Below are 26067 nucleotides of genomic sequence, written 5' to 3'. Positions count from 1 at the left end.
TACGCGATCCCGGGGCGGTGACGGCGGGGAGACGACTCGGCGTGCCGCGGTTCCGTCCCTGCGACATGCGGTCAGCCACCGCTAGGCTCTTGGAGCCTCATGCGGTTACAACATTGGTGTAATCTTGAGGTACATCGAACCAATGTTGGAGGCTCACATGAGCGACCCAGAGATCGACGCCATGTCGGCGGTGGCCACCGCGCTCGCCGACCTGGAGGAGGACCAGCAGGGGCGTGTGCTCCGCTGGGCCGCCGAGCGCTACGGCGTAGCGCTGCCGAAGGGCGGCGGGGGCCGCGGCTCCGCTGGCGGAACCGCCGCCGATGACGACCCGGACGACGAGGGCGTGACCGACGAGGAGATTAAGGACGAGGCACCCGTCTACGAGCACTTCGCCGAACTGTTCGCAGCGGCGCAGCCCACGAAGAACGAGGACAAGGCGCTGGTCGCGGCCTATTGGGTGCAGGTCATCCAGGGGCAGGACCAGTGGGCCTCGCGCACGCTGAACAACGAACTCAAGAACCTCGGCCACCCCATCGCCAACATCACGGACGCGCTGTCGAGCAACATGCGCAAAAAGCCTCAGAGGATCATGCAGTTGCGCAAGTCGGGTAGCAGCAGGCAGGCCACCAAGACCTACAAGGTCACGCACGAGGGTTTGGTCTACGTGCAGGGCATGCTGAGCCGGGGCGACGGCTGAAGTGGGGCTCGCCCCGGAGGACGCGCTCACCGTCCTGCCCTCCACGCTGCGGGACGACCTGCTCGACGCCTTCAACGAGATCGTGAAGAACTACCGCGAGCACAAGTGGGAGCCGTCGGAGTTGAACGGCGGCAAGTTGTGCGAGGCGGTGTACACGGTGATCGTCGGATGGCTGGAAGGCGGGAAGTACCCGGCCCGGGCGAAGAAGCCCAGCCGCTTTCCGCAGACGTGCCTCGCGCTGGAGCAGAAGTACGCACAGGTGCCTGACAGTCGCTCGTCGCGGATCCTGATCCCGCGCATGATGGTCGGCCTGTACGACATCCGGAACAACCGTGGGGTCGGCCACGCCGGGGCCGAGGTGCACCCGAACCACATGGACGCGACTGTGGTGCTCTACACGGCGAAGTGGCTCATGGCCGAGTTGGTGCGGCTGCTCCACACGCTGCACATCGACGAGGCCACCGCCATCGTGGACGCCCTCATCGAGCGCGAGGTCGCCTGGGTGTGGACGCGCGGCGACAAGAAGCGGGTGCTGCGCACCGGCATGACCTGGAAGCAGCAGACGCTGGTGCTGCTGCTCACCGAGGCCGGGGACGTCGCCGAGGCGGACCTGTTCCGGTGGCTCGAGCACCCGGGCCTCCCGAGTTTCCGCAAGGACGTCCTCAAGGCCCTGCACAAGACCCGCCACATCGACTACGACGTCGAGAAGCGCACGGTCACGTTGCTGCCGCCGGGGGTCACTGCCGCCGAAGCCCTGGTCCAGCAGGCGACCTGACCGAGCGAGCGCGCGCCAGGGGTCGACCTGCGCCGCGGCTGCAAGTTCCCGGATCTGCCCGGGGATCTGGCGCAGCCGGTGCTCGCCCTCCCACTCCGCGGGCGCGGGGGCGTCGCCGGACAGGTCCAGCTGGGCCAGCCTGGCCTCGACCATCCGCGACACGAGGTCGTCGGTCTGCACGCCCGCCACCGTCACCGTGTGGTCGGACGCCTCGTCGCTGCACGCGTAGTAATGCGTGGCCTCGCCTCGCCGGTCGGCCGCCGCACACGCCGCACCGGATCAGTTTGGCGGAAGTGACGCTCGCTCTTCGGCAGATTCGGTAAGCCCCGCTGGGGCGCACCACTCGAACGGGACACCCCAGTTAGAGCACTCGGTGCAAGGTGCGCTTCGAGTTTTGCCTGAGGGCTTGGTCGCCCACCCCAGCCTTGGAGCAGGGCTTTCATGTGCCGCGGCGTCCGGAACTGTCCGTTCTGTCCGGCCGACGCGATCTTGCTGAGCATGTGCTCGTACAGGTCACCGCTGGTGTCGCGGTCGTTCATCGGGATGTCGTCGAGCAGGTCAACAACCTTCGACAACAGCGCCGGTGTCGGAATGGTGTAGCGGGCGTCCTTCATGTGGCCGGAGTAGGTCGAGCCGTCTCCGCCAAGTGCACGTAGGAACGGGAAGACGCCTTCGCCCACGATCTGGTGCATGACCCCGGGCTCGAAGTTCTTGAACTTCGACCACCGCAGGTCGGCCTGACCGGGCTGGAAGAGAGGGTTCTCGTTCTCGATGGGCTGTCCGATTCGGTTGGCCTTCTTCTCGGCCAGCGTCTGGAGGTCGTCGAGGCGGCGGATGAAGAGAAGGTAGGTGATCTGCTCGATCACCTCGAGCGGGTTCGCGATGCCGCCGGACCAGAACGCGTTCCAGATGTTGTCGATCTTGCTCTTGAGCTCTCCGGTGATCACCCGGGCACCCCAGCCGGGGTAATCATTGGAGCTGGTGCGGATCCGCCCGAAGAGGCTCCACGGTGATGCCGGTGGGTGGGAGGGGCCCGAACGCTGACCTGGTCGTACGAACGATCACGCGTGACATAGCAGCGTTCCCTGTCATACCGATCGCGGCGCCGAGTCCGAAAGGGACGACCTTGCCTAGAACGAGGATGCCTTGCTTCGTGCCGTACTTGGTCACGAAGTTCTTACCCAGCACTCCGTTGACTCTGTGGATGACTTCCATAGGCACCGACTGCGTCAACCGGCGTCCCCAGTGCGCCCCGGTTCTTCCAGCTGCCCTCTCTACGACGCTGACGCCGCCGGGCCCGGCAAGCACGGTGAGCAGCAGGGCTTTGCGCCGGTCGATGTCCTCGACCTCGATGCCGTGCACAGAGGCCACTGCCAGGACGTAGACGGCGGTAGCTGCCGTGAATGCGCTGGCGTCGGCCAGGCCAGCCACCAGACCACCGGGAAGGCCCACACCCGGCGCCGCGGCCACTCCACCGGCTGCGGCTCCTGTGGTCGCGACCAGACCTGTGTAGGACCGCTCAAGGGCCGTGATGAGCTCGGCGCCGGTCACGTTCTCGCGACGCCGGAGAGCGCCGCGGACGAACCGTTCCACCTCCGCGCCGGAGATGTTGACGGCAGTGTCGACCCCCGTCATGACCATGTCGCGTGCCTTGTTTGCCACGGGTCCCCTTCGACAACGTGCGCTCCTGCGGACAACCCGGGAAGTGTCGCAGGTTCGCGTGACTTCTTGCCCGACCTGTCTCGTCTCCAGGACCTTCCTCGCACGCACCGGAGCCGCCCCGACGGTGTCGGAGCGGCTCTGGTCAAGAGGGCTGTTCTGGTGGTGATTCTGCGAAGACTTCGCCTTGATTCTGCGAAGACCCCATGGTGGAGCTGGCGGGAATCGAACCCGCGTCCTGTGGCGCCGTACCAGGTCTTCTCCGGGTGCAGTTCGTGATAGCGATTTTCTCGGCCCCGGCACTCCCACGAACAGTGTGCCGACGGGCCCAGTCAGGATTAAGTCCCGATCAACCCTCCTGACAGGAGGTGATCAGCAAGTCCTCTGAATGAGGCCAGGGTCCGGGACGAGGACGGATGCCCGGTCTGACCCTTCGATCACTGCTCAGGCAGCGAGAGCGAAGTCGTTGCGATTAGATTCGGCAACTATAGGTTCCAACGAACGTTTACGAGATGACGTTGGCTTCTCGACCCGCTTCTCCTGGGACTAACGTCCCCAGTCGAAACCAATCAGCCCCTCTTGAGTTGTTCTACCCACAGTGTACGGGTCAACGCTGTCAGACTCACCTTCATTCCTCCGGAGGCCCCATGCTGCGCTGGTTCGCGATCGTCCTGGCTCCACTGCTGCTGCTCACGGCGGTGCCGGCCCAGGCGGCGGTACGGCCCCTGCCGGTGGGCACCGACGTCGACTACCAGCTCGGCGGAGCGCGGTCGGTGCCGGCGAACGTCGGCATCGTGGTCCGTGACCGTACGTCGCGACCGGTGCCGGACCGCTACAACGTCTGCTACGTCAACGGCTTCCAGACCCAGGCGAGCGAGGCCGGGTTCTGGCGGAAGCGATCGGGCCTGCTGCTGAAGCGCAACGGCCGCCCGGTCGTCGACTCCGCGTGGGGCGAGTGGCTGCTGAACCTCCGCACCGCCAAGAAGCGCAAGAAGCTGGCCCGCATCGTCGGGGCCTGGACCACCGGCTGCGCCCGCAGCGGCTTCCAGGCCGTCGAGTTCGACAACCTGGACTCGTTCACCCGCAGCCGCGGCCAGCTCAAGCGCAAGCACGCCGTCGCCTATGCCCGGCTGCTCGTCGGAGCAGCCCATCGGGCCGGGCTCGCTGTCGGGCAGAAGAACCTTGCCGAGCTCGACGGCCGCCGCGTCGGCTTCGACTTCGCGGTGGCCGAGGAGTGCGGCCGCTACCGGGAGTGCGGCGACTACGTCGCGCACTACGGCCGCCGGGTGCTGGCGATCGAGTACCGCCGCAGCGACTTCCGCTGGACCTGCGCCGCCCACGGCGCCAGGCTGCCGGTCGTGCTTCGCGACCTCTCGCTCTCACCACGTGGGGTGCGTGAGTGGTGCTGACGACCAAACGGCTGCGCGGCTCAGCGCTGGGCACCCTGCTCCTGCTCACCGGCGCGTGCGCCGCCCCCACGGGCGAGCCCGGATCCGTCCGGACCGCCGAGCGGGCCGATCCCCTGGCTGCCATGACCGCACTGGCCGAGGAGGACCCCGCCGAGCTGCTCACCCGCGTACGCCGGGCCTCCGCCGCGACCCCGATGCGGGCGGAGACGACCCGATCGAAGGACGGCGAGGAGCACACCTACACCTTCCTCGCCAGTGAGGACGACTGGCGAGCCGACTCCGCGGCCGCACCGGAGGACGGAGGCGACGGACGCGCGTCGCTGCTCCTCGTCGGCGGACAGGCCTGCTTCGACCGCGAGTTTCGCCCTCGACTCTCGGGGCTGGTCGCGGAGTCCTACGGCGTCGTCGAGTTCGACCCGGAGCCGTGGACGTGCACGCCCTCGGGCTTCGGGCTGAACCGCATGCTCACCTTCGACTACACCCGCCAGGACCCGCGCTGGCGCATCGAGCACCTCCGCATCGATCCCACCGTCGCGCCAACGGAAGAGGTGCTCGACGGGCAGCCGGTGCTCCGGCTTCGCACCACCGGCACGACCGAGGACGGCCCGCTCGACCCGGCCCGCCCGGCGTACGACCTCTGGGTCGGTGCCGACCACCGGGCGGTGCGTCTGTCCACCACCGACACGACCTGGCACCTCACCTACCCGAGCGACGCCGGTGACCAGCTGACGCTGCCGGAGGCCGGCGAACGCGGCTCCTACGGTTACACGGTCGGGCCCGGACAGGGAGTCGCGAAGGCCTGCCTGCAGAGCGGCCAGTGCCCCGAGGACAGCGCGCCGGACAAGGCGCTCACCTGGGGCGACGGGCGCCGCCGGTGATCAGCGGGTGACCCGCAAGGGCACGTTCATCCAGGACTGGTTCCCGGCGGCGTCCCGGGCGACCACCACCAGGCGGTAGCGCCCGGGCGCGACCCGCCGACCGTTGTCCGCGCGTCCGCGCCAGTGCTGCTTGACGACCGTGCCGGCGCTGGTCCGGGTGCTGAACGAACGGACTGCCTTGCCGCGCTTGCGGATCGTGAAGCTGGCAGTCACGGGCTCGCTGACCAGGACGCTCAGCATCCTGGGCCGACGCTTGCTGAGGTCGAAGGTCATCGCGGGGCGTCCCGTCGCCGGGCGCAGCGAGGACGGCTTTGTGTCCAGCACGGTGGAGCTGTCCGGCCGCGCGGGCGCGGACTCGACGTTGCCTGCCCGGTCGGTGGCGACGGTGTGGAACTGGTGCACGCCGTCGGCGGTGCCGGTGTAGGTGAACCTGCCGTCCTGCCGTGCCGCGTCGGTGGCGACCTTGGTGAAGGTCTTCGCGCCGGGGGCTCGGGCGAAGAGGTCGACCGAGGCAATCCCCGATGCGTCGGATGCGCGGTAGGTCACCGTCCAGGTGCGCGCCGAGGTAAGTCGGGGTGACGAGGCCTGCGAGACCGGAGCCACCTTGTCGCTCGGGACGACCACGACGGTGTCCACGGCGTAGTTGTTCGACTCCGAGCTGCCCACGCCGGTGTTGCCGGCCGCGTTCGAGACGCCGGTGAGGTCCAGGGTGATCACGTTGCTCGCGTCGCTGACCCCGGGGGTCGGGGTCAGGGTCGCGGTCCAGGTGACGCCACCGTCCGCGGAGGACAGCCCGGAGAGGACCCCGTTCGGCACACTCAGGTCCGCTGTGGTGAAACCGGTGACCGCCTCGCTGAACGTCACCGTCACCGTCGAGGTGTCCCCCACTGCGAGGGCGGTGTCAGCCACCACGATGCTCGCGGTGGGCCGGGCTGTGTCCACGGCGTAGTTGTTCGACTCCGAACTGCCCACGCCGGCGTTGCCGGCCGCGTCCGAGACCCCGCTGAGGTCCAGGGTGATCACGTTGCTCGCGTCGCTGACCCCGGCAGTCGGGGTCAGGGTCGCCGTCCAGGTGACGCCACCGTCCGCGGAGGACAGCCCGGAGACGACCCCGTTCGGCACACTCAGGTCCGCTGTGGTGAACCCGGCGACCGCCTCACTGAACGTCACCGTCACCGTCGAGGTCTCCCCGGCCCTGAGGGCGGTGTCAGACAGCGTGATGCTCGCGGTGGGCCGGATCGTGTCCACGGCGTAGTTGTTGGAGTCCGTGGTGCCGACGCCGGTGTTGTCGGCCAGGTCCGCGACCCCGGTGAGGCCCAGGGTGATCACGTTGCTCGCGTCGTTGACACCGGCATTCGGGGTCAGGGTCGCCGTCCAGGTGACGCCACCGTCCGTGGAGGACAAGCCGGAGACGGTGGCGTTCTGCACGGCCAGGTCCGCCAGGGTGAACCCGGCGACCGCCTCGCTGAACGTCACCGTCACCGTCGAGGTGTCCCCCACTGCGAGGGCGGTGTCAGACAGCGCGATGCTCGCGGTGGGCCGGATCGTGTCCACGGCGTAGTTGTTGGACACCGTGGTGCCGGTGCCCGCCGACCCGCGGTTGCTGACGATGCCCGTGTTGTCCAGAGTGATCACGTTGGTGGTGTCGGTCACCGAGGCGCCCGGAGTCAGCGTCGCCGTCCAGGTGACGCCACCGTCCGCGGAGGTCAGGTTGGAGACGGTGCCGTTCTGCACGGTCAGGTCCGCTGCGGAGAATCCGCTGACCGCCTCGCTGAAGGTCACCGTGACCGTGGAGGTCTCCCCCACCCGCAGGCTGGTGTCGGCGACCACGACCCTCGCGGTCGGTGCGGGTGGGGCGACCACTGCGGTGACCGTCAGGGTGATCCCGGAGTTGAAGTACCCCACCGAGAAGGTGACCGGGCCCTCGACGAGGGTGCCGAACTGGGAGATGCCGTTGAACCGTCCCGTGACCGGGGAAGCAGCCTCCTGGGAGACGATCTGGAAGCTGGTGTTCACCGCGGGCAGGTAGCCCAGGTCGACGTCCAGGGTGGCTCCGTTCGGGTTGAACACGGCCGAGGGGTTGGTCAGCACCAGTTGGTCGTAGCCCGACCCGGCCGTGCTGCCGTCCAGGTCCACCCGGAACGTGGAGCCGCTTGCGAGCGTGACGTCGGTGGTCGAGCTGGAGGTGAGCACCCCCGGTCCCGTCGTACTGCCCGGGTCGAGCACCGACGGCGCGGTGACCGAGACCCTTCCGACGGTGCCCGTCCCGGTGAGCGTGCCGCCGACGAGGGCGATCGGGTTGGGGTGTGCCCCGTCCACGTGGAGCACGCCGGAGGTGACCGTGGTGGTGTCGCCGCCGCTCGGGTTCGCGGCCGAGGTGAGGCGGAGCGTCCCGCCGCCGGTGAGCTCCAGCCCCGTCGGTCCCTGCACGGGAGCCGTCTGCGTGAGTGTGCCGCCGCTCGCCACGTCGAGGTCCCCTGTCAGGAGCGTCAGGTCGACCGCACTGGTCGTCGTGCCCGAGGTGTGGGTGACGCTGACGGCACTGCTCACGCTCAGCCCGCTCCCGGAGATCTGGTAGCCGGCAGCCGCGAACGTCAGGGACCGGACCGTGATCGCGTCGAGGTCGTTGACCGAGCTGGTGCGCGCGGCACCGGCCGGGAAGACCACGTCGTCCCCGCTCGCGGGTACGGCGGAGCCGGCCCAGTTCCCCGGCTCCGACCACAGCGCGCTGACCGCCCCGGTCCACGTGACCGGCCCGTCTGCCCGGGCAGGGGCCGCGACGGCGACGACGGTGAGACCGGCAACGACCAGCGCGAGGGCCGTGACGGTGGCGCGCAGGCGCGGCAGGGCAGGCGAGACGGGCACGACGAAACCTCGGATTCCGGCGTCTCGGAGTCTGCAGGGGGCACGCACTCGAGAACGCGCGGCGTCAGTATCACACCAGACCGGTCAATTTCGGGCGAGAATCAACCAGTTCGGGAGAAACGCCGCCTCGGCCCCGGTCAGTCTCGGCGCTCGAACAGCTCCACGCCGTTGTGCCAGCACACGCGGCGCAGCCAGTCCTCGCCCAGCGCCGGGTGTCGTTCGCTGACCCGCCGCAGACCCTCGAGCTGCTCGAGGAACGGATAGGGGATCGTCGGGAAGTCGCTGCCCAGCAGCACCCGGTCACCGAGGTCGGCCAGGCGAGGCAGCAGGTCGTCGGGGTACGGCGCATCGGCGTCGAAGAAGTCGGTGAACACCATCGTGGTGTCGAGCCGAGTGTTCTCGTAGGTCTCCGCGAGACCGAGGAACTCGGCGTACTCCGGCGCCCCCATGTGGGCCACCACCGCGGTGAGTCGTGGGTGCCTGCGGAGCAGTCGTTCGAGGAACTGCGGTCCGGTGTACTCGTTGGGCACCGGCCCCGAGCCGACGTGGATGACGGTGGGGACACCGGCGTCCTCGATCAGGCCGAACGCCTGGTCCAGCAGCGGGTCGTCGAGACGGAACTCCCCCACCTGGGTGTGCAGCTTGAACACCTCCACGCCGCCCTCGAGCAGCTCCGAGACGTACGCCGCCGCGTCGGGCTCGGGGTAGAACGTCGCCGACCACAGGCACTCGGGCACGCGCGCGGCGAAGTCGCGGGCCCAGTCGTTGAGGTAGGTCGCGATGCCCGGGCGGTGCGCGTAGGGCAGCGCCGAGAAGCGTCGTACGCCGAACGCGCGGAGCAGCTCGACTCGCTCCTCGTGGCTGTCGCGGTAGCGGATCGGCCACTCGCGCCCGATCTTCGGACCGGCCTGGTCGAACTGCGCGTAGACCTTGGCCTGCACGTTGGGCGGCAGGAAGTGCACGTGCACGTCGAAGAGGCCCGGGAGGCCGAGGTCGCGCCAGAAGGCGCGCGTGGTCTCGACGGGCTCGACAGGGTCGACCGCCGAAGGGGGCGGTGCGACCGAGCTCACTCGATGCCCTTGAGCTGCCTGCCCAGGGCCTGCTGCTTCTCGCGGTCGGCCTGCTTCTCGGCCAGCGCGTGCCGCTTGTCGTAGTTCTTCTTGCCGCGCGCCAGCGCGAGCTCGACCTTGGCCCGGCCGTCCTTGAAGTAGAGCGAGAGCGGGATCAGGGTGAAGCCCTTCTCCTTGACCTTGCCTTCCAGCTTGTCGATCTCGTGGCGGTTCAGCAGCAGCTTGCGCACCCGGCGGGGCTCGTGGTTCGTCCACGTGCCCAGGGTGTACTCCGGGATGTGCACGCCGTGCAGGAAGACCTCGCCGTCGTCGACCTCCGCGAACCCGTCGACCAGGCTGGCGCGGCCGGCGCGCAGCGACTTGACCTCGGTTCCCACCAGCACGAGCCCGGCCTCGAAGGTGTCGTCGATGTGGAAGTCGTAGCGTGCCTTCCGGTTCTGCGCGACGAGCTTCTGCCCCTTCTCCTTGACCATGCGGCCATCCTCTCAGGAACTGCTGCCGCGGCCCTCAGAGGTAGTTCATCGGGTTCACGGGGTTCCCGTCGAGCAGCACCGAGAAGTGCAGGTGGCAGCCGGTCGACCAGCCGGTGCTGCCGGAGGAGCCGATCACCTCGCCGCGCGAGACCCGCTCCCCCGTGGAGGCGCTGTAGGAGCTGAGGTGGTTGTAGACCACGGTCATGTTCTTGCCGTTGACCCGGCCCAGGTCGAGGTAGAGCCGGTTGCCGTAGACGTCGGAGTAGACGCGCGAGATCACCGTGCCCGCGCCCGCGGCCCGGGTCGCCGTACCGCACGGCGCGCTGAAGTCGGTGCCGTCGTGGAGGCTGTAGTAGCCGTAGATCGGGTGCGTGCGATAGCCGTACGGCGAGGTGATCGCCCCAGGCACCGGCCGGTAGAGGAAGCCACCGGTGCTGCCCTGGAACCCGCCTCGCTGCCGCGCGGCACGCTCGATGATCAGCCGGCGGATGCGCTCCTCCTGCGCCTTGGCTGCCCGCAGCTGGGCCTCGTCAGCCCTGCGCGCCCGGGCGGCCTGCGCCTCGGCCGCACGGCCGCGCGCCACCAGGGTCGCCACCTCGGCGCGCGCCGTGGCCGCCGTGCGCTCGAGCCCCTGCTTGTTGACCAGGTTCTCGCGCGCGGCCTTGCGCTGCGCCGCCACCGCGGTCTTGGCCTTCTCGACCTTCGCCTCCTCGGCGACCATCCGCTCCCGCGCCTCCCGGAGCTGGGCGAGGAGCGTGGTCTGCTTGTCCATCAGCGCGTCCACGGTGTTCATCTGGCTGGTGAGCTCCTCGGGATCCTGCGAGTTGAGCATCACCGAGAGACCCATCAGCTGTGGATCGCCGTTGGCGTAGTTGCTGGCCGCCAGCCTCCCGATCGCCGCGCGCTGCTCGACCACCCGCTCGCGGGCCTCCTCCAGCGCGGCGCGGGCGACGGCGAGCTGGCGCTCGGCGGCCTGCAGGCGCTGCTGCATCTGGGCGTCGAGCCGGGCGGCGGCGGCGACGCCGTTCTGGGCGTTGACGAGCCGGCGCTGGGCAGCACTGAGGGCGGCGCGGGCCTGCTGCAGCTGGCGAGCGGCCGCCGCGAGCGCCTTGCTCGACTCGTGCAGGTCACCAGCGGCGTGCTTCACCGCGCCGCGTGCCTCACGTTGCCGGTCGCGCAGGTCGTCGGCCGCGGCTTGCGGGACGACCATGCCGCCTGCCAGGACCATGGCCGCAGACGCGGCCAGGACCCGCAGGCGCGTGTGTCGGGGAAGAGAACGCACCTGGAAACTGTCCAATGAACGGGGAAGGTGGACGGTTTGACGCTAACTGACCGAGCTCACACTTTGAGGTATTTGCGGGTCATCACGAGTGTCGGAACCAGCGTCAGGAGTACGCCGAGCACGGCGATCCCGCCCACGGCCAGGTACGCATCTCCCCAGTCGACCCACTCCACGATGTTCGACGCGGGCCGCAACCGGCCGTAGATCACGAAGTACATGAACGCCAGCAGCGCCCCGGCAGCGAGGGCGATGCCGACCAGGGCAGCCACCAGCGTCTCCATCAGGAACGGCAGCGAGATGTAGAGGGTGGAGGCGCCCACCAGCCGCATGATCGCGATCTCCCTGCGCCGCGCGAACGCGGCCAGCCGGATCGTGTTGGCCACCTGGAGGATCGCGGCGACGAGCAGGAACGCCGCCACGGCGATCGCGCCCCACTTCATCACCTCGATCCAGAAGTAGATCGGCTTGAGCACCTCACGCAGGTCGCGGACCGCGGCCACGCCGGCGGTCTCGGAGAGCTGTTGCTCGATGCTGCGGAACTGGTTGGGGTCCTTGAGCTTGATCCAGTAGGACTGCTGCATGTCGGCAGCGGTCACCGTGGAGTAGATCTCCTGCTCGCTCTTGTCCTTGGAGACGTAGACCTTCTTCCAGGTCTCGAACGCCTGGTCCTTGCTCTGGTAGTAGAAGGAGGCGACCTCGGGGTTCTCCTCGATCACGCCCTTGATGGCGGCGAGCTGCTCCTCGGAGACCTCCCCGGCACAGTTCTCCGCCTTGCTGTTCTGGTTGCACATGAACGCAGTGATCTGGAGCTTGTCGCCCCAGAACCGCTCCGCCTTGTCGGCCTGCGAGTTCAGCAGCAGGCCCATGCCCACCAGCGTGAGCGAGACGAAGATCGTCACGATCAGCGCGATCGACATCGAGAGGTTGCGCTTGAGCCCCGAACGGGTCTCCGAGAAGACGTACCTCAACTGCATGTGGAGATCAGCCCTTCAGTGCTGGTAGCCGTAGACGCCGCGGGACTGGTCGCGTACGACGCGACCGTCCGCCAGCTCGATGACGCGCTTGCGCATCTGGTCGACGAGGCCGGCGTCGTGGGTGGCCATGACAACGGTGGTGCCGGTCCGGTTGATCCGGTCCAGGAGCTTCATGATGCCGACGCTGGTGGTCGGGTCCAGGTTGCCGGTGGGCTCGTCGGCGATCAGGATCTTCGGCTTGTTCACGAAGGCACGCGCGATCGCGACCCGCTGCTGCTCGCCGCCCGAGAGCTCGTCGGGCATCCGGCTCCCCTTGCCCTGGAGGCCGACGAGCTCCAGCGTCTCGGGCACGACCTCCTTGATGTGGGACCGCGGCTTGCCGATGACCTGCAGAGCGAAGGCGACGTTCTCCGAGACGGTCTTGTTCGGCAGCAGCCGGAAGTCCTGGAAGACCGTGCCGATCTGCCGGCGTACGGCTGGCACCCGGAAGTTGCGGAGCCGGTTGAGCTCCTTGTCGATGACGAAGACCTTGCCCTGGGTCGCCCGGGTCTCACGCAGCACGAGCCGCAGGAAGGTGGACTTGCCCGAGCCCGAGGCGCCGACGAGGAAGACGAACTCCCCCGCGTCGATGTCGGCGGTCACGTCGATCAGCGCCGGCTTGGCGTGGCCGGGGTAGGTCGCGGAGACGTTCTCGAATCTGATCACAGGTGTGGGGGGGCCGGTTTCGGGGATGGGAAAGTGCACGCGACACGACGCGTCCGGTCCGGAGATCGAGCATAGGTGAGCCGCCGCACGCGGATGCGGATGCTGGTTTCGTCGGCCCGTCGCCCCTGCGGCCTCCTCAGTCATCTGCCGGGAGTGCGGTATGTCTGCGCCTCGGTCGGGCCTGTTGCACCTACCCTCCGGGGCATGCGGCGCCGGTGGGGTGCCGGCTCGGCGAAGGGTGTTCGTGATGACACGACGACAGTGGGCCACCGGCCTGCTCGCGTTGACGGTGGCTGCCGGGGGTGCCTCCCTGGTCCCGGCAACGGTGAGCAACGCGGCCGCTCCTGTCCCGGCCGTCGCCGGTTCGACCTCCGTGGACGCCACCCTGGGCAACGGCCTCGGGCGACTGCTCGCACAGTCGGAGCGACCCTCGATGAAGCGGCAGGGCGGCTTCCGGATGGACCAGGAGGCGCTGACCGTCCGGGACGACCAGGGCCGGGTGCTCGTCGACGTCACCCCTCGCTCCGGTGTCGACCGCGCCGCTTTCCGCAAGCAGGCGGAGAAGCTCGGCGTCATCGTCAGGTCGGCGGACCAGAGGCGCGGGACCCTCAGCGGGTTCGTAGCGCTCGGTGACGTGCGCGCCCTCGCGGCACTGCCCGACCTCGGCACGATCGCCCAGGCCCTGAAGCCGAAGACCCGGGCGGGGCGCGTCACCGGTGGCGGTGTCGCCCTGCAGCGAGCAGACAAGGTCCACGCCAAGGGCGTCGGGGGCAAGGGCATCACGGTTGCCGCCCTGTCCGACTCCTTCGACAGCGCCGACACCACCCCCACGGGCGAGCCGTTGGAGATCCACGCCGCCCAGGACGTCAAGTCCGGTGACCTGCCCGGCCGCGGCAACAAGCGCAACCCCAACCCCGTGGTCGTGCTCGACGACCTGCCGGAAGGCTGGGGTGGCACCGACGAGGGCCGGGCGATGCTCCAGATCGTCCACGACGTCGCGCCCGACGCCAAGCTGTGCTTCGGCACCGCCGTCCTCGGCCAGTACGACTTCGCCGACAAGATCCGCGCCCTGGCCGACAAGAAGGGCCCCTGCCGCGCCGACGTGATCGTGGACGACATCGGGTACGCCGACACGGCGATGTTCAGCGACAACCCCATCTCGGACGCGATCGACGAGGTCGCCGCCAAGGGCGTCCACTACATCACTGCCGCCGGCAACAACGGCATCCAGCAGTCGTGGAACTCCCCCGTCCGGCTGCTGCCGGCGAAGTCGGCCCTGAAGGGGAGCAACCTGGACTTCAGCGAGGTCGACCCGGCGCTCTACGACGGCGGGCTCCAGGACCTCGACCCCGGGCCCGGCACCGACGTGGCCCAGAACCTCACCATGGGAGAGAACGGCGGCCAGATCGGCCTGCAGTGGGACGACCCGGTCGACGCCGACGGGTCCACCCTGGGAGCACCCTTCTTCGAGAAGACCGGTGCCATCACCGACAGCAGCCCCGAAGCCGTGTTCCGGTTCAAGCCCACTGCCGCCCAGCGCGGCAAGCTGGTGCAGATCCGCACCGACGCGATCCCCTCCGGGTCCACCGACCTGGTGCTGGCCGTCTACGCCCCCGACGGCACCGAGCTCGGCATCGTGGACACCGACACCTCGCCCGAGGTCCTGGCCACCACGCTGACCCAGAAGGGCACCTACACGATCGCGGTCTCGGGCTTCGAGGGCGATACCGGCCGCGTCTCGGTCGACGTCCGGCCGATCACCGCGCTCTCGAAGGTCACCTCGGACTTCAACGTCCTGTTCTTCGACCGTGACGGTGCCTACCTCGGTGCCTCCGCGGACCTGAACACCTACACCGGGCGGCCGTTCGAGATCGCGGCGATCGGCGGCGAGCCCGAGGTGCAGATGGTCGTGGCCCGCCACGGGACCGGCCGGCTGGGCGCCACCCGGCTGCGCAACGTGCTCTCCGGAGAGCTCTACTTCACCGAGTACTCCGACCCGCTGTCGCCGGCGTTCTACGGCCAGACCCTGGCCAAGGGCGCGACCGCCGTGGCGGCGTACGACCACTTCCGGCCGTTCCTGCCCCAGCCCTACACCTCGCCCGGCGGCGACCTGCCGGTCTACTTCGACACCGACGGCAACCGGTTCCGCACCCCGCAGGTGCGCCGGGTGCCCCACGTCGCCGGAGCCGACCGGGGCAACACCACGTTCTTCGCCATCGACGAGGACCGCGACGCCGACGACCTGCCGAACTTCCTCGGGACCAGCGCTGCGGCACCCCACGTCGCGGGGATCGCTGCCCTGGTGCTGCAGAAGGCCGGCGGAGGCAAGTCGCTGACCCCGGCCAAGCTGCGCAGCCGGCTGCAGGGCTCCACCTACGCCCATGACCTCGACCCGATGGTCTCGCGGGGCGCCTCGCAAGGGCTGTCCATCACCGCCAACGGCGCTCAAGGTTCCGAGTCGTGGGAGGTGCCCGGGTCGATGACCGACCCGAGGTTCTTCACCGTGAAGTACGACGGGAAGGTGCCCCTGAAGTCGCTCTCGCTCTACGGCGAGACCGCCAGCCCGACCGCCCTGGGCAAGCGCTACCCCGGTGGCTCGGACGGGATCGTGTTCGACCCGCGTCCCTTCGACGGGGAGTTCCCGTTCCGCGAGGACGGCTTCCCGTTCAAGGTCGGCGAGGTCTCGGGCGGGCTCTCGAGCTCGGCGGTGTCCGCCTCCTACGCGGTGCCGGGCGGCGGGGAGTCCGCCAAGGGCCAGTTCCGCCACATGACGCTCACCTTCAAGTCCGGGCTCAAGAAGGGTGCCGGGCTGAAGTTCGGTGTCGACCGCGACCTGGCCATCTCCGGGTACGGCGGCTCCAACGAGGGCAACGGCGCCGACGAGCTCGGCGGTGCGGTGTTCCTCCCCGGCGGCTACGCGAACACCTCGGGCCTCACCTTCGTCGCCAAGCGCGTCGACGGCACCACCTTCCGCGGGATGATGTCCAACCGCCTCGGCGCGGGCTTCTCCCCCGTCGACGGCTACGGGCTGGTCAATGCGGAGAAGGCCGTTCTCGGCTCCCGCTGAGGCACTTTCTCCCCGGGGAGGGCATGCTGGGCAGGTCCCTGCACGCTCTCCCGAGGAGTCCCATGACCGTCTCCACCCAGGTCCGTCTCGCCCGTCGCCCCCACGGGGAGCCGGGTGACGACACGTTCGACTTCGTGGAGCACGAGCTGCCCCCGCTCGAGGACGGCCAGGTCCTGCTCCGCGTCGTCTACCTCTCGCTCGACCCCTACATGCGCGGTCGACTCAGCGACGCCCCGTCGTACGCCGACCCGGTCGAGATCGGACAGGTCATGGTCGGCGGCACCGTCTGCGTCGTCGAGGAGTCCCGCAACCCCGACTGGAAGGCCGGGGAGTTCGCGCTGACCTACTCCGGCTGGCAGACCCACGTCATCAGCGACGGGCGCGGCATGCGCCGGCTCGACCCGTCGGTGGCGCCGGTCTCCACGGCCCTCGGGGTCCTCGGCATGCCCGGGTTCACGGCGTACGCCGGCCTGCTGGAGATCGGCAAGCCGAAGCCGGGCGAGACCGTCGTGGTCGCGGCCGCGACCGGGCCGGTGGGGTCGGCCGTGGGCCAGATCGCCAAGGTGAAGGGCGCCCGGGCTGTCGGCATCGCGGGCGGTGAGAAGAAGCGGCAGGCGCTGCTCGACGAGTTCGGGTTCGACGTGGCGCTCGACCACCGCTCCCCCACGTTCGCCGACGACCTGTTGGCCGCTGTGCCCGATGGCATCGACGTCTACTTCGAGAACGTCGGAGGGCCGGTCGCACGGGAGGTCTTCAAGCGGATGAACCTCTACGGCCGGGTGCCGGTCTGCGGGCTCGTCGCGAACTACAACGCCACCTCCGTGCCCGAGGGCCCAGACCGGCTGCCGTGGCTGATGAACCTCGTGCTGACCAAGAGCCTGACCATCCGCGGCTTCATCCAGAACGAGTTCACCCACGCCTACGGCAAGGACTTCGTCCGCGAGATGTCGGGCTGGGTCGCCGACGGTTCGGTGCGCTACCTCGAGGACATCGCCGAGGGCCTGGAGTCCGCGCCGAGTGCCTTCCGGGGCATGCTCAGCGGAGCCAACTTCGGCAAGCAGCTGGTGCGGGTCTCACCAGAGCGGTAGCCAGACCCGGAGCCCGCGGCCGGCCGGGTCCCCGGTGCTCCTGCCACCCATCATCTCGACCATCGCCACCACGGACTGGAGCGTGGACCGGTCTCCGTCGGGGCCGGTCCCTGCGCCGGGCACGCCGTTGTGGGTGTCGGGACCGTCGCTGCGCAGGTGCAGCGCGACCTGCTGCCCGGACGCCGTGAACGACAGGCGCACCGTGCCCCGCGCGGACTGGACGAGGTCGGCGAGCGCGAGGTCGAGCACCTGCTCGAACGGCCCGGGAGTCAGCTGGTGGTCCAGGTCGCCCTCGGCCCTCACCTCGACCTCCACCTGCTGGTCCCGCAGGGCTGCGGCCCACTGATTCGCGGTCTGCTGGGCCAGCTCCTCCACGGTGACCTGGACGTGGTCGAATCCGCCGCGGGCGGCGCGCGCGAGGGCGAAGACCCCGGTGGTCAGCTCCTGGAGGTCGTCGAGCCCACGGATGCTGCGGTCCACCGTGGAGCGGACCTCCGGGTCCAGGTCGCGGTCCAGCTGCAGCTCCTCGAGCTCGAGCCGCATCCCGGCCATCGGGGTGCGCAACCGGTGTGAGGCGTCCTGCAGGAACTCCTGGTCGCGCTTCACCTCGAGTCGCAGCCGCGCCGCACTGGTGCCCAGCGCCTCCGCGAGGGCCTTCACCTCGGGGACGCGCGAGGTCGGGAGGTCCAGGTCGGAGCGCCCCCGGCCCAGCGCCGCCGCGGCCACGGCGAGCCGGCGGAACGGTCGCGACAACACCCCGGACAGCAGGTACCCCAGGCCACCGGCCAGCAGGGCGAGGACGGCGGTGAGCGCCACCACCGGTTGCACGCTCGCCCGGAACGCGGTGCGCACCACGTCGGAGTCCTGGCGCAGGGTGAGCATCACCTGGCCGTTCCGGGCACGAGCGAGTACGGCGTCCTCCCCGCCCCCCCGGTAGTCGCTGCCGGCCACGGAGACCGCCTCCTGCCCGGGCAGCTCCACGGTCACCTGCTGCTCCGGGCCGAGGAGCTGGTCCACCTCGGCCTCACCGAGCGGCCTGCCCTCCGCGAGCGCGGCCGCCAGGACCCGGGCCATCACGATGGCGTCGTGGTCCACGTGGGCGGCCTCACGGCCCCGGATCAGGTCGTGCTGCGTGGTCAGCCGCACGGCCGTGAACAGGACCAGGACGAGGAGGGTGAGCAGCAGGAAGGCGGCGGCGAGCCGGTTACGCATCGCCGGAGCCCGGGCCTGGGCTGCTGTCGAGCCGGAACCCGACGCCGCGCACGTTCACGATCCGCTCGGGAGCGTGGACGTCCTCGAGCTTCTGCCGCAGCCGGCCGATGGTCACGTCGAGGGTCTTGGTGGAGCCGAACCAGTTCGCGTCCCACACCTCGGCCATGATCTGCTCGCGCGAGAGCACCGATCCCGGGTTCAGCGTGAGCAGCGCCAGGACGTCGTACTCCTTGGTGGTCAGGGCGATCTCCTCCCCCGAGACCAGCACCCGGCGGGCGTTGCGGTCCACGGTGATGCCGCGAGCTCGTGGGGCCGCGGCGGCCGGGCTGGTCACCGCAGCGCGCGCCGTGCGCCGCAGCAGGGCGCGGACCCTGGCGTGCAGCTCGGCGAGGCCGAACGGCTTGGGCAGGTAGTCGTCGGCCCCGAAGTCCAGGCCCACCACGCGGTCCATCTCGTGCCCCCGGGCGGTGCAGATCAGGATCCCGCCGTCGAACCCGGTGTCCCTGGCCTGCTGGCACACGTCGAGACCGTCCATGTCGGGCAGCCCGAGGTCGAGGATCATCAGCTCGACGGCCTCCGCGGACAGGTGCTCCAGTGCGGCCGCACCGGTCTCCACCTGGGTCACGGCGTACCCCTCACGCTGGAGGGTGCGCACGAGTGGGTAGGCGATGTCCGGGGAGTCCTCCACCACCAGCACGCGGTTCGTCATGACAATTGAGCATAACGGTCATTTCTAGAAATCTCGGTCGTTCGTGCCGGTTTCCGTGACCGCCGCAGTGCTCGCTGCGAGGCCGTCCGGACTGAGCATCCCGGCACCGGGCGCCCAGCTCATCGCGCCGGACCCGTTGTCGGTGACCAAGCCTTTCGTGGTGCTGCCGGTTCCCAGCGTGATCGTCAAGACGGTGACGGTCCGGCCACCCACGGTGGCGGTGGAGGCCGCCATCGTGGAGCCGTTGAAGGTGACCCTGGAGTTGGGGTTCAGATAGTTCTGCGTGAACGACACCGACCCGAGGTTGGTACCGGTGAGCACCAGGTTGTCCCGGCTGGTGTTGGCGGATCCCTGCGCGGCCCGGTCGTGCAGCGTGGGCGCGAACACCAGTGACCGGCCGTCCCAGTCGCGCCGGATCGATCCCGGTGCGACCAGGTCGGTGAAGGTCAGGACCACCCGGTCCCCCTTGTCGGCGCGGCCGACGACGCCTCCGTTGCTGGCCTGCACGTCGTGGGCCCTGGGCGGGGTGTTGTCCACCGTGACCGTCACGACCGGCGAGACGAAGAACGCCTCCGCCCGGTCGGTCAGCACGGCGCGGATCTCGAAGGCGCCCTGCGGGGCGGTGGTGGAGTCCGCGGTGCAGCGGTACGGCGCCGCCGTCGTCGTGCACAGCAGGATCCAGCTCTTGCTGCCGGCCGGCTTCACCTCGAACCGGACCGAGGCGACCCCGCGGACAGCCGTGGCGTCGGCCGAGACCGTCACGGACCTGCCGCGCACGGTGGCGCCCGGCGACGGGCTGGTGATGGTCACGGTGCCGAGGACGTTGGTCACCGTGCGGGTGACCGTCGCGGTGATCGTCTGGTTGCCGGCGCGGTCGGTGGCCACGGCGCGGAACTCGTGGCTGCCGTCGACGAGCTCGGTGGTGTCCAGGGAGCAGGTTACCGGCGCCCGGCCGCTGGTCGCGCAGGTGACCCACGAGGAGCCGGCGGCCCGCGACGCGATGGCCACGCTGCTCAGACCGGACTGCGCGTCGGCCGCGGATGCCTCGAGGCGGATGGTGCCGCTCAGCGTGCCGGAAGGCACTGTGAGGGTCACGGTCGGATCGACGTTGTCCACCAGGACGTCGCGGACGACCGAGACAGCCGAGCCGTTGTCCGTGGCCGAGGCCCGGACCCGCAGGTCGTGGTTGCCCGACAGCGCCGAGGTGTCCCAGGTGCAGATGCCGGGGAGCCGGCCGTAGGAGGAGGTGGTGCACGCGGTGGTCCACGCGTTGGTGCCGGCCGGCGCGTACTCGAAGACGTAGCTGACCGTGGCGAACCACAGGGTGGAGGTGGCCGTCAGGGACACCCTGCCCGCCACGACCTCCCCGGGGTTGCGCAGGCTGACCCAGCCGCGGTCGGTGAGCACCTCGGTGGTCACGATGGCGGAGACGCCGGTGTTGCCGGAGTCGTCGGTGGCGCTCGCACGCAGCTCGTAGCTGCCGTCCGCGAGGTTCGAGGTGTCCCAGGTGCACGACCAGGGGGCGCTGGTGTCGGTGCAGACCGTGGCCCAGGAGGCGGCACCGGTGGCGCGGTACGCGATGTCGACCGAGACCACGCGACCACGGGCGTCGGAGGCGGTCGCGCTCAGCGGGACGCTCCCGGAGACGGAGGCACCGGGGGTGGTCATGGAGACGAGCGGGGGCGTCCAGTCCTCTGCTGCCGACACCCTGGTGTCCGTGCGGGAGTCGTCGACGTAGGTCGCCCCGGACACGCGAACGCCGGCGACCGCGCCGGCTCCCAGGAGCAGCACGAGCGCCAGCGTCAGCAGGCGGCGGGACGTCACGGCGCTCACACCTCCACGGATTCGCTCACGGACGCGGTCTGCGTCGTACGGCGGGCGCGACTCGAGACGCGCTCCTGGCCTGCCGACTCGGGACCGGCCTGGGCCGGGATGAACACGGCGGGCACCGGGGCGGACACGGGGGCGGGCTCGGCGACCTTGCGACGACGCAGGGCGAGCACGAGGTCCTTGAGGGCGAACAGCGCGACCAGGGCGGCGGGGCCGCCGATGACGAGCTTGCGCGTGTCCGGGTCCTGGAGGGCGAGCAGCGCGTAGCCGACGTACGGCACGTGCGCCACGACGCGGGGCTGGGAGGCGCCGGTGAGCCGGAAGGTCCACGGGTCGCTCTTGGGGTTGGCGTCCCCCTTGGTGCGGTAGGCGTCCCCGTCGATGGCGACGATCCGGTGGGTGACGAGGTTCGTGATGCCGGACTCGGCAGGAGGCAGGTAGGTGATCACGTCTCCGACCTCGAGGTCGGAGACGGGGACGACCTCCTCGAAGACGACCGACCCGCGGCTGATGGATCCGGTCATGGAGCCGCCGGCGATGACGTAGCGCTCGAGCCCGAAGGCGGCCGGGAGGATGAACCCGATCGCGACGAGCGAGACGGCCGCACACGCGAGGTTGACGAGGATCCGGCCGAGCCGCCCCGTGGCGGGCTGCTCCTGCGGTGTGAACTCCATCGGGGTCCTCCTCTCGTGGGTGCTGCTGGGTGGTGGTGCTGGGTGGTGGTGCTGGCGAGCTGGTCGTGAAGTGTGCAGGACCGGCCGGCGCCCGTTGCTGGACGCCGGCCGGCCCCCCTCCACAGGGGCCGAACGGCTACCCGGTCAGGGCTTCTTGACCCAGCTCAGGAGGCCACTGTCGCCGCCTTCCGCCTGGGTGGTCACGTAGGTGTAGGACGCCGCGGCGGACTTGCCCTGGTTGGCGTTGTCGGCGTCGACAGGCATGGAGACCTCGAAGTTGACCGTCGTGCTGGCGCCCACGTCGAGGGCACCGAGGTCGACCTTGGTGGCCGCGTCGAGCTCACCGAAGTTGCCGTTGAACAGCGGGGTGGTCTCGCCGGTCTTGGTGATCTTGAGCCGCAGGGCTCCGGCGGTGAACGTGGACGAGGACGTGGTCTCCTGGAGCGAGAGGGTCGCGTCGAGGCTGCCGGTGTTCTCGATGCTCAGGGTGCCGGTCCGGACGTCACCGGGCTTGATGTTCGAGATCTGGAGCGTGCCGCCGTCCTGGTTGTTCTCCTGCGACAGGGTGCCCGAGGTCACCGCCACCGCGGAGGTGGACTGCGAGGTGAAGCTGGCGCCGGAGCCGACGGCGACGGCACCCGCGACGAGCAGGGTGGCCAGCGGGACGAGGACCTTGTTCTTGGTGTTCGAGGTGGTGCTCATGGTTGCTTCTCCTGTGGTGGAAGTTGATGCCTCAACGCTCCCAAGACGCGCTCCACCGGGCAGGAACACCAGATGCACACTAGTTCCACAAAACAGACACAAATGAACTTTGCTCGCTTTTCAGGGCGATCCGGGCCGCAGATCTGACTGACGTACGCCGGATCGGGTAGGGCTCGTGGGGAGAGCAACCGACTCGAAGGAGGCAACGATGCCGAAGGCCTGGAGCGCCAAGCGGGAGCGTCAGTTCGAGCACATCAAGGAGGGTCTCGAGGACCAGGGCCGCAGCGAGGACACCGCCGAGCAGATCGCAGCCCGCACGGTCAACAAGGAGCGCGCCCAGGCCGGCGAGGCCAAGGAGGCGAGCAAGACCTCGACCGACGACATCTCATCGAGCCGCCGCGGTGGTCTGCGCTCCCACAAGGGCTCGGGCGGCCGCACCAAGGCGCAGCTCTACGAGGAGGCGAAGAAGAAGAACATCGAGGGACGCTCCTCGATGAGCAAGGCCGAGCTGGAGAAGGCGGTCGGCCGCTGAACCTGGCTCAGGCCCGTCGTACCCGTCAGGCCTTGGTCTCGGCGCCGATGCGCCAGCGGATGCCGGCCTCGAGGAAGCCGTCGATGTCCCCGTCGAGCACGGCCTGCGGGTTGCCCGACTCGTAGTCGGTGCGCAGGTCCTTGACCATCTGGTAGGGGTTCAGCACGTAGTTGCGCATCTGGTCACCCCAGCTGGCCTGCACGTCGCCGCGTAGCTCGTCGAGGTGCGCCTTCTCCTCGGCCTTCTTCAGCACGAGCAGCTTGGCCTTGAGGATGACCATCGCCGAGGCCTTGTTCTGCAGCTGCGACTTCTCGTTCTGGCAGGACACCACGGTGCCGGTCGGGATGTGGGTCAGCCGCACGGCGGAGTCGGTGGTGTTCACCGACTGGCCGCCGGGGCCGCTGGAGCGGTAGACGTCGACGCGGACGTCCTCGTCGGGGATCTCGATCGCGTCGGTCTGCTCGAGCACCGGCACCACCTCGACTGCCGCGAAGCTGGTCTGGCGGCGGCCCTGGTTGTCGAACGGGCTGATCCGCACCAGCCGGTGGGTCCCCGCCTCGACGCTCAGCGTGCCGTAGGCGTAGGGCGCGTGCACCGCGAACGTCGCCGACTTCAGCCCGGCCTCCTCCGCGTAGGAGGTGTCGTAGACCTCCACCGGGTAGTTGTTGCGCTCGGCCCAGCGGGTGTACATCCGCATCAGCATCTCGGCGAAGTCGGCGGCGTCGACGCCACCGGCGCCGGACCGGATCGAGATGATGGCCTCGCGGGCGTCGTACTCCCCCGAGAGCAGGGTGCGGACCTCGAGCTGCTCGACCTGCTTGATCAGCTTGGAGAGCTCCTTCTCGTTGGCCGCGGCGGCGTCCTCGTCACCCTCCTCGGCGGCGAGCTCCGCCATCATGCCGAGGTCCTCGAGCCGGTCCTGCAGGGACATATAGCGGTCGAGGGTGCCCTGGAGGAACGAGAGCCGAGCGGTGACCCGCTGTGCGTTCTCCTGGTCGTTCCACAGGTCCGGGACCGCGACCTGCTCGCCGAGGTCCGCGATCTCGCGCCGCATCTCCTCGATGTCCATGACCGAACCGATGGTCTTCATCGTCGCCTGGAGCTGCTTGATCTCGGAGTCGTAATCGGTGGCTGCCACAAGAGCCAAGGTTACGTGCCCACAGGCGTGGGAGCGAAGACGGGCGGGCGGGTCAGCCCCGCGCGGCGGCCACCTGGCTGGGCCCGGCGCCGGGCCCGGCGCCGGCGAGCGTACGCCGCAGCGACTCGTGGGCCTGCTCGAAGACCGCGACGTGCTCGCTCACGTCGAGCTCGTCGAGCCCCTCGAGGGAGGCGACCACCGCATCGACCTGCTGGTTGCCGGTCCCCTCGGCCGGGACCTCGTCGTCGTTCACGGCGTGCACCGTGCGGCCGAAGAGGGGGTTCACGAAGGACTCGCTCATGGCGGCAGGCTACCGGGGAGCCTCGACGCCATCGAGGACGACAGGCTGTCCGGCCTCGTCGAGATGGCGCCAGGCGGCAGCGGCCACCACCCGCCACCAGTCGGCAGTGCTGCCCTCGCCCGTGACGTGCAGTGCTCCGTCGCCGACGGCGGCGGTCCAGCCGCCTAGAGTGGCGCCGGCCTCGGTCAGCTCCGGCGCCGGCTGCGCCTCGGCCAGTGCGCCGAGGTCTGGAGAGACGTAGGTCGGCCGCTCCTGCGGACGCGCACGCACCAGCTCCTCGAGCCCGCTGACCCCGGTGAGCACGAGCAGGCTGTCCCAGCCCATCGTCACCGCGCCCTCGATGTCCGTGTCGAGGCGGTCGCCCACCACCAGCGGACGCTCACCACCGACCCGGGTGAGGGTCTCCTCGAACAGTGGGGACATCGGCTTGCCCGCCACCTGCGGTTCCCGGCCGGCGAACTCGGCCACCAGGCGCACCACGGCACCGTTGCCCGGGCTCACGCCCGCGCTGGTGGGGATGGTCATGTCGGTGTTGCTCGCCACCCATGGCAGCCCGGAGCGCACCAGGGTCGCACCCTGCATCACCCGGCGCCAGGGCATGTCGGGGCCGTAGCCCTGAGCAACAGCAGCCACGTCGTCGGAGAGCTCGGTGACCGGCACCAGGCCGCGCTCGCGCAGCGCCTGCTCCAGCCCCTCGGCTCCGATCAGGAAGACCTTGCTCCCCTCCGGCACCTGCCTGGACAGCAGCCGTGCCGCAGCCTGGGCGCTGGTCACCACGTCCTCATCGCGTGCGTCGACCCCGAGCTCACGCAGGTGCTCCCCCACCGTGCCCGGAGGACGCGCGGCGTTGTTGGTCACGAAGGCCAGGTGCATCCCGTTGGACTGCGCCTTGTTCAGCGCCGTCGGTGCACCCTCGACCGCATCCGCCCCGAGGTACACCACCCCGTCGAGGTCGAGCACTGCCACGTCGTACGCCGCGGACAGTGGCTCGGTGGTGCGGCCGAGACCGCTCATGACTCCGCTTCGAGCTTCTTCTCGAGCTCGGCAGCCCGCTCGCCGGCATCGGTGATGCCCTCGGCGTCGACGGCCTCGGTGCGGTGGAACCACGCCAGCGCGTCGGTGGGACGGCCTGCCTCGATCAGGGTGTCGGCGTAGGCGTACCGCAGCCGGGCGACCCAGGGCTCACGGGACTTGGAGTTGATGTGCGAGGTCTCCAGCGTGCGCAGCGCGGCGTCGATCTCGCCGCGGTCGCGCCTGGCGCCGGCCTCGACGATGGTGAGCTCGGCCAGCAACGCGTGCGAGAGCTTCTCCTTGGGTGCGTTGCGCACCAGCGCGAGCGCACGGTCCGGACGGCCCAGGGCTCGTTCGCAGTCGGCCATCATCGCGACGTAGTCCTGGACACCGTTCATCCGCTTGGCGGCACGCAGCTCGGCCAGCGCCTCGGTGTACTCCCCCGCGGCGTAGGCGGCCTCACCGACTGCCTCGCGCACGATCGCCAGCCGGCTCGCGCGGGCGCGAGCAGCCAGGGTGTGCTGGTAGGCGGTCTTCGGGTCGGAGTCGATCAGCTGGCCGGCCGCCACGAGGTGGCGGGCCACCCGCTGGGCGAGCTTGTCGGGAAGCGACTGGAGCTGCGCCTGCAGGGACCGGTCGAGCTCCTTGCCGGTGATCTCCTCGGGCAACGGCGGGCCGTCGTACTTCGCCTGGCTCTCGCTGCGGTCCTCCGCGGAGCGCTCACCGCTGCGTGGACGGCTGAAGTCGCGCTTGGGAGCGTCCCTGCGCTGACCTTCGCGGTCGAAGCCCTTGGTCTTGTCCCGGCCTGAGCCGGTGGAGCGGGAGGACGAGCCCGACGAGGAGCCCGCACGACCACCCGTACGCGGCTTGCGGGGATTGCGGTCCTGGGGCATGGGGTTCTCCTACTAAAACTGTTCGCTTCAATGGTAACTGGTTGGAAAATGACTAAGGGCCGCCCCAGATGGGGCGGCCCTTAGAAAGAATATGTCCGGCGACGTCCTACTCTCCCACAACCT

24 protein-coding genes and 1 other RNA gene are annotated in these 26067 nt (G+C 69.8%); 7 read left to right on the top strand and 18 right to left on the bottom strand.

The window, feature by feature from the left end:
- The first annotated feature begins 157 nt into the window (after positions 1–157).
- Positions 158–697, top strand: a complete 540-nt coding sequence (locus AC4BGB_RS18670) for a hypothetical protein (RefSeq protein ID WP_490548493.1) — start codon at positions 158–160, stop codon at positions 695–697.
- Position 698: 1 nt separating this feature from the next.
- On the top strand, positions 699–1472 hold the full coding sequence (locus AC4BGB_RS18665; RefSeq protein ID WP_490548492.1) for a hypothetical protein: 774 nt from the start codon (positions 699–701) through the stop codon (positions 1470–1472).
- A gap of 191 nt (positions 1473–1663) precedes the next feature.
- Here the strand turns inward: AC4BGB_RS18665 and AC4BGB_RS18660 are convergent, their stop codons facing one another.
- The 3 genes from AC4BGB_RS18660 to ssrA all read right to left on the bottom strand — a co-directional run bounded on the left by AC4BGB_RS18660 (position 1664) and on the right by ssrA (position 3708).
- Positions 1664–2419, bottom strand: coding sequence for a type I restriction-modification system subunit M N-terminal domain-containing protein (locus AC4BGB_RS18660; protein ID WP_490548491.1), 756 nt, complete (start codon positions 2417–2419; stop codon positions 1664–1666).
- A gap of 22 nt (positions 2420–2441) precedes the next feature.
- Positions 2442–3134 (bottom strand): hypothetical protein, encoded by a 693-nt coding sequence (locus AC4BGB_RS18655; RefSeq protein WP_490548490.1) that lies wholly within the window; start codon positions 3132–3134, stop codon positions 2442–2444.
- Between the two features lie 204 nt (positions 3135–3338).
- Positions 3339–3708: a transfer-messenger RNA gene (ssrA, locus tag AC4BGB_RS18650) on the bottom strand.
- 70 nt (positions 3709–3778) lie between these two features.
- Here ssrA and AC4BGB_RS18645 point away from each other — a divergent pair.
- Both AC4BGB_RS18645 and AC4BGB_RS18640 read left to right on the top strand, forming a co-directional pair.
- Positions 3779–4540, top strand: coding sequence for an endo alpha-1,4 polygalactosaminidase (locus AC4BGB_RS18645; protein WP_490548489.1), 762 nt, complete (start codon positions 3779–3781; stop codon positions 4538–4540).
- Positions 4534–5418 carry a hypothetical protein gene (locus AC4BGB_RS18640; RefSeq protein ID WP_490548488.1) on the top strand — a complete coding sequence of 295 codons (885 nt, stop codon included), beginning with the start codon at positions 4534–4536 and terminating at the stop codon, positions 5416–5418. Before AC4BGB_RS18645 ends, AC4BGB_RS18640 begins: the two co-directional genes overlap by 7 nt.
- On the opposite strand, the gene AC4BGB_RS18635 is transcribed toward AC4BGB_RS18640, so the two are convergent.
- The 6 genes from AC4BGB_RS18635 to ftsE all read right to left on the bottom strand — a co-directional run bounded on the left by AC4BGB_RS18635 (position 5419) and on the right by ftsE (position 12787).
- On the bottom strand, positions 5419–8283 hold the full coding sequence (locus AC4BGB_RS18635) for an Ig-like domain-containing protein (RefSeq protein WP_490548487.1): 2865 nt from the start codon (positions 8281–8283) through the stop codon (positions 5419–5421). It abuts the gene before it with no gap.
- 137 nt (positions 8284–8420) lie between these two features.
- A complete protein-coding gene (locus tag AC4BGB_RS18630; RefSeq protein WP_490548486.1) occupies positions 8421–9353 on the bottom strand; it encodes an amidohydrolase family protein in 933 nt (310 codons plus the stop codon).
- Positions 9350–9826 (bottom strand): SsrA-binding protein SmpB, encoded by a 477-nt coding sequence (gene smpB, locus AC4BGB_RS18625; protein WP_490548485.1) that lies wholly within the window; start codon positions 9824–9826, stop codon positions 9350–9352. Before smpB ends, AC4BGB_RS18630 begins: the two co-directional genes overlap by 4 nt.
- Positions 9827–9860: 34 nt before the next feature.
- Entirely contained in the window at positions 9861–11108 is a 1248-nt protein-coding gene (locus AC4BGB_RS18620; protein ID WP_490548484.1) for a M23 family metallopeptidase, read from the bottom strand.
- 56 nt (positions 11109–11164) lie between these two features.
- Positions 11165–12082 carry a permease-like cell division protein FtsX gene (ftsX, locus tag AC4BGB_RS18615; RefSeq protein ID WP_490548483.1) on the bottom strand — a complete coding sequence of 306 codons (918 nt, stop codon included), beginning with the start codon at positions 12080–12082 and terminating at the stop codon, positions 11165–11167.
- Positions 12083–12097: 15 nt separating this feature from the next.
- Positions 12098–12787, bottom strand: a complete 690-nt coding sequence (gene ftsE / locus AC4BGB_RS18610) for a cell division ATP-binding protein FtsE (RefSeq protein ID WP_490548482.1) — start codon at positions 12785–12787, stop codon at positions 12098–12100.
- 247 nt (positions 12788–13034) lie between these two features.
- Here ftsE and AC4BGB_RS18605 point away from each other — a divergent pair, with 247 nt between their 5' ends.
- Both AC4BGB_RS18605 and AC4BGB_RS18600 read left to right on the top strand, forming a co-directional pair.
- Positions 13035–15854 carry a S8 family serine peptidase gene (locus tag AC4BGB_RS18605; protein WP_490548481.1) on the top strand — a complete coding sequence of 940 codons (2820 nt, stop codon included), beginning with the start codon at positions 13035–13037 and terminating at the stop codon, positions 15852–15854.
- A 62-nt stretch (positions 15855–15916) separates the two neighbouring features.
- Positions 15917–16942: an NADP-dependent oxidoreductase gene (locus AC4BGB_RS18600; RefSeq protein WP_490548480.1), complete on the top strand. Its 1026-nt coding sequence runs from the start codon at positions 15917–15919 to the stop codon at positions 16940–16942.
- Here AC4BGB_RS18600 and AC4BGB_RS18595 read toward each other — a convergent pair.
- The 5 genes from AC4BGB_RS18595 to AC4BGB_RS18575 form a co-directional block, all read right to left on the bottom strand.
- Positions 16928–18154: a sensor histidine kinase gene (locus tag AC4BGB_RS18595; protein ID WP_490548479.1), complete on the bottom strand. Its 1227-nt coding sequence runs from the start codon at positions 18152–18154 to the stop codon at positions 16928–16930. The genes AC4BGB_RS18600 and AC4BGB_RS18595 overlap by 15 nt on opposite strands.
- Entirely contained in the window at positions 18147–18863 is a 717-nt protein-coding gene (locus tag AC4BGB_RS18590; RefSeq protein ID WP_490548478.1) for a response regulator transcription factor, read from the bottom strand. The genes AC4BGB_RS18595 and AC4BGB_RS18590 overlap by 8 nt, the downstream gene beginning before the upstream one ends.
- 24 nt (positions 18864–18887) lie before the next feature.
- Positions 18888–20687 carry an Ig-like domain-containing protein gene (locus AC4BGB_RS18585; protein WP_490548477.1) on the bottom strand — a complete coding sequence of 600 codons (1800 nt, stop codon included), beginning with the start codon at positions 20685–20687 and terminating at the stop codon, positions 18888–18890.
- Positions 20688–20692: 5 nt separating this feature from the next.
- Positions 20693–21367 carry a signal peptidase I gene (locus AC4BGB_RS18580; protein WP_490548476.1) on the bottom strand — a complete coding sequence of 225 codons (675 nt, stop codon included), beginning with the start codon at positions 21365–21367 and terminating at the stop codon, positions 20693–20695.
- A gap of 144 nt (positions 21368–21511) precedes the next feature.
- A complete protein-coding gene (locus tag AC4BGB_RS18575; RefSeq protein WP_490548475.1) occupies positions 21512–22069 on the bottom strand; it encodes a TasA family protein in 558 nt (185 codons plus the stop codon).
- 208 nt (positions 22070–22277) lie between these two features.
- On the opposite strand from AC4BGB_RS18575, the gene AC4BGB_RS18570 reads away from it, so the two are divergent.
- Complete coding sequence (locus AC4BGB_RS18570) at positions 22278–22601, top strand: plasmid stabilization protein (RefSeq protein ID WP_490548474.1); 324 nt, start codon at positions 22278–22280, stop codon at positions 22599–22601.
- A gap of 25 nt (positions 22602–22626) precedes the next feature.
- Here AC4BGB_RS18570 and prfB read toward each other — a convergent pair whose 3' ends face one another.
- Genes prfB through AC4BGB_RS18550 form a run of 4 tightly spaced genes read right to left on the bottom strand, consistent with a single transcriptional unit; the run spans position 22627 to position 25944 of the window.
- Positions 22627–23739 (bottom strand): peptide chain release factor 2, encoded by a 1113-nt coding sequence (gene prfB / locus AC4BGB_RS18565; RefSeq protein ID WP_490548473.1) that lies wholly within the window; start codon positions 23737–23739, stop codon positions 22627–22629.
- A gap of 52 nt (positions 23740–23791) precedes the next feature.
- Positions 23792–24040 (bottom strand): hypothetical protein, encoded by a 249-nt coding sequence (locus tag AC4BGB_RS18560; protein WP_490548472.1) that lies wholly within the window; start codon positions 24038–24040, stop codon positions 23792–23794.
- Positions 24041–24049: 9 nt separating this feature from the next.
- Positions 24050–25054, bottom strand: a complete 1005-nt coding sequence (locus AC4BGB_RS18555; protein WP_490548471.1) for an HAD-IIA family hydrolase — start codon at positions 25052–25054, stop codon at positions 24050–24052.
- A complete protein-coding gene (locus AC4BGB_RS18550) occupies positions 25051–25944 on the bottom strand; it encodes a tetratricopeptide repeat protein (RefSeq protein ID WP_490548470.1) in 894 nt (297 codons plus the stop codon). Before AC4BGB_RS18550 ends, AC4BGB_RS18555 begins: the two co-directional genes overlap by 4 nt.
- Positions 25945–26067: the final 123 nt, after the last annotated feature.

The sequence above is a fragment of the Nocardioides sp. Z30_9 genome (assembly GCF_058215735.1).
The sequence above is the reverse complement of the archived record's forward strand: the minus strand, read 5'-3'. Positions and strand labels throughout refer to the sequence as shown.